This is a genomic window from Arthrobacter cheniae (assembly GCF_003602275.1).
GTDB classification, from domain to species: domain Bacteria; phylum Actinomycetota; class Actinomycetes; order Actinomycetales; family Micrococcaceae; genus Arthrobacter_D; species Arthrobacter_D cheniae.
Map to the genome: position 1 here is coordinate 1 of NZ_QZVT01000025.1, position 3,778 is coordinate 3,778.

Annotated in this window: 2 protein-coding genes; one reads left to right on the forward strand and one right to left on the reverse strand. The window is 62.3% G+C overall.

The features are described 5' to 3' along the window. Positions 1–665: 665 nt before the first annotated feature. Positions 666–1,070, forward strand: a complete 405-nt coding sequence (locus D6T63_RS18730) for a GlcG/HbpS family heme-binding protein (protein ID WP_120150843.1) — start codon at positions 666–668, stop codon at positions 1,068–1,070. Between the two features lie 282 nt (positions 1,071–1,352). On the opposite strand, the gene katG is transcribed toward D6T63_RS18730, so the two are convergent. Beyond that, a complete protein-coding gene (gene katG / locus D6T63_RS18735; protein WP_120150844.1) occupies positions 1,353–3,587 on the reverse strand; it encodes a catalase/peroxidase HPI in 2,235 nt (744 codons plus the stop codon). Positions 3,588–3,778 lie beyond the last annotated feature (191 nt).

Sequence of the window (3,778 nt, forward strand, 5' to 3'; positions counted from 1 at the left end):
CCACCAGACCCCACCGCAAGACCCCCCAACCACACCGCTCACCCCCCCTCACTGTGCCGCTCGTCACACAAAACCCCCCACACAACACCCCACACAGCACCGCCGGCGGTCGCCAACACAGGGGGCGCGATAACGCACCCTCGCTTGAGGTAAACCGGCTTCTTGACCTTCTTGCATCTGGACTGTCGTCGCTCCTGGCTGCTTCCGGTAAAGGCCCTGGGCGAGTACTGCTGCATGTCGCTTTTACTGGTTGCCACCTCCCTTGGATCCAGCTTGCCGGGGACTTGCCAACTGCAATCATTGAATGGTGTTCCAGGGACAAAAGGGCGCATGGCGGTCGAAATTGAAGACCGAAAGCGGATAGGTTCACGGCAGTTGCCGATGATGGGTCTAGGACATACTCTTCGAAGCGAACAAGAACCGCCTTACAAAGGTCTTGTCACCGATGGCCTGACTTAGAAACTCATTGCCGCCCGGGTTATCGAGGAAGCGCACAACTCATGCTCCTCGGTGGCACTCCGGCTAACCCGCAGTGCCACCACCCGATGCACGACCAACACGCAAGTAGCGCGACGCCGCCAATCTTCGCGTGCCTGCCCGTCAACCGTCCAGCAACTACGCGTCGGACGAATCCGCAGCACCACCTGATCAGAAGGAGAACCACCATGACACTGACCCTCACGGATGCTCGCGCCATCATCGATGCAGCCGAGGCCAAAGCCTTGGAGATCCGCCAGCCCATGAACATCGCCGTCGTCGATGTCGGCGGCAACGTCATTTCCCACGTCCGGATGGACGGCGCCTGGCTCGGCGGCATCGACATCGCCATCAACAAAGCCTTCACCGCCAGGGCCTTCGACATACAGACCAAGGAACTGGGCGAGAACTCCCAGCCCGGCCAGCAGTACTACGGCATCGCCGCCAGCAATCACGGCCGGATCATCATCTTTGCCGGTGGCATCCCCGTCCTGCGTGGCGGCGAAGTGATCGGCGCCGTCGGCGTCAGCGGCGGCACCGGCGAACAGGACCAGGCCGTCGCCGAGGTCGGCGTCGAAGCTGCTTCCGAATAAGGACACTCCGACGGGTGCCCTGCCGCTACCACTGGGTCAGGGCGCCCGGCCCGCGGAACAAATATCCGGTGAGTGAGCTGTACGGGATTTTGCGATCCTGTACAGCTCACTCAGGATAGACGTTTCCTGCAAGCCATCACACGATGGGCTGATCCCGGAGCGACCAGCCAGGAACGCAGTATGAACCTCGCTCGACACGGCAGGCAACGGCTGACCTCGCCATCGCCATGACGGGTGACATCGGCCGCCGGTAACCAGGCGTATGACAGGCAGAGACGACTGTCATCGGTCGAACCGGTCAAGATTCATGACCTTGTCCCAAGCAGACGCGAAGTCGCGGAGGAACTTCTCCTCAACATTCCGGCTTGCATACACTTCCGCCAGCGCACGCAACTCGGAATTGTTCGCGAAGATAAGGTCTGTACGACTTGCAACCCATAGGAACTCGTCGGTGTGCCGATCGCGACCCTCGTAGATTGCTTCCGCCGTTCCATCGACCGTCTTCGGTGCCCACACGATGTCCATATCGAGCAGGTTGACGAAGAAATCATTGGTCAATGAGCCCGGCGTCGAGGTGAGCACGCCGAGGGAAGATTGGTCATGGTTCGCACCGATCACGTGCAGACCACCGAGCAACACTGCCATCTCGGGGCCACTCAGGGTCAGCTGGCTTGCACGCTCGACGAGTTGCACTTCGGACGGCATCCGGTTGGTCTTGCTCAGGTAACTGCGGAATGCGTCCGCAGTCGGTTCGAGCACTGCAAACCATCCGGGGTCGGTCCACTCCTGCGTCGCATCCGTGCGTCCGGGCCGGAACGGCACCTCGATGATATGACCGGCTCTGGCTGCGGCATGTTCGATCGCGGCGCACCCACCGAGCACGATCAGGTCGGCGAGCGAGATCTTCTTACCGGCACGCTGGGAATCGTTGAACTGTTCGCGGATCTGCTCAAGCGTGCTCAACACTGTCACCAGCGTTTCAGGCTCGTTGACGGCCCAGCTTCGTTGCGGTTCGAGACGGATGCGCGCACCATTCGCCCCACCGCGCTTGTCGCTGTTTCGGAAGGTGGAAGCCGAAGCCCACGCCGTCGAGACCAGTTGCCCCACCGCCAGACCCGACTCGAGCAGTTCGCTCTTCAACGCAGCGATGTCGTCAGCATCGACGAGCTCGTGGTCGACGTCAGGCAGCGGATCCTGCCACAACAACGGCTCGGACGGGACGAGTGACCCCAGGTAGCGCTCGGCTGGGCCCATATCTATGTGCGTGAGCTTGAACCAGGCCCGAGCGAAGGCATCCGCCAACTGATCCGGATGCTCCAGAAAACGTCGTGCGATCGCTTCGTATGCCGGATCCTCCTGCAAAGCCAGGTCCGTCGTCAGCATCGTCGGGACATGCGTCTTGGACGGGTCGTGGGCATCAGGGACGGTGCCGGCACCGGCACCATTGCTAGGGATCCATTGCCATAGCCCGGCAGGGCTGAGTGCCACTTCCCACTCATAGGCGAACAGTGTCTCCAAGAAGCTGTTATCCCATGTGGTGGGAGTCGCTGTCCAAATCCCTTCGAGTCCGCTGCTGACGGCGTCGGCGCCCTTGCCCGTTCCGAAACTGTTCGACCAGCCCAGACCTTGGAGCTCGAGCGGTGCGGCATCGGGTTCGGCCCCGAGGCTGGTGCCGGGATCGGCCGCTCCGTGGCTCTTGCCGAACGTATGCCCGCCCACATTCAACGCGACGGTCTCTTCATCGTTCAATCCCATTCGACGGTACGTCTGACGGATATCGCGGGCGGAGGCCAACGGGTCGGGCACCGTCGCCGGGCCCTGTGGGTCGACGTAGATCAGTCCCATCTCGCTGGCCGCCAGGGGCTCCTCCAAATCACGGATGCCGCTGTGTCGCTCGTCGGTGAGCCACCTGGCTTCCGGTCCCCAGTAGGTGTCATCGGCCTCCCACGCATCTTCCCGGCCGCCGGCGAATCCGAACGTCTTGAAGCCCATCGTCTCCAGCGCACGGTTACCCGCGAAGACCATCAGGTCGGCCCATGAAATTTTACCGCCGTGTTTCTGCTTCACCGGCCACAGGAGTCTGCGCGCCTTATCCAGGTTGCGGTTGTCAGGCCATCCGTTCAAGGGGGCAAAGCGCTGCATCCCCGCTCCGGGACCTCCCCGACCGTCTCCGATCCGGTAGGTGCCGGCACTGTGCCAGGCCATCCGCAGCACAAGCGGTCCGTAGTGTCCGAAGTCGGCGGGCCACCAGTCCTGCGACGTCGTCAACACCCCGTCCACATCGCGTGCCAGCTCTTCGAGGTCGAGCGAGAGGAATTCCTTCGCGTAGTCGAAGTCCTCGCCCAGCGGATTGGCGGCGCGGATCGGTCGAGCCAACGACTTCAGGTCGAGCCTGTCGGGCGCCCCGGTCTGGGGCTTGCCGCTCGCCGCAGGCTGACCATGCCGGGTGGTCTTCCGGCGCGCGTTCACGGTCTGGTCGTATGTTTGGTGGACGTAGGCGTCAGGATTCCCAGACATGGCTACTCCTTCAGCGAGCCTCTAAGGACTCTAAGTGTGACTGGGTGTCTGGTGGGGTGGCGATGAAAAACCATTGTTGTAAGCATTGTTGTGTTGTGTGGTTGGTGGGGTGCCGGGCCGTGGTGGCCCGGCACCTCACCGTGTTGTGTTACTTGGTGGCGACGTAGGCGGTTACCTCGGACGACACGCGG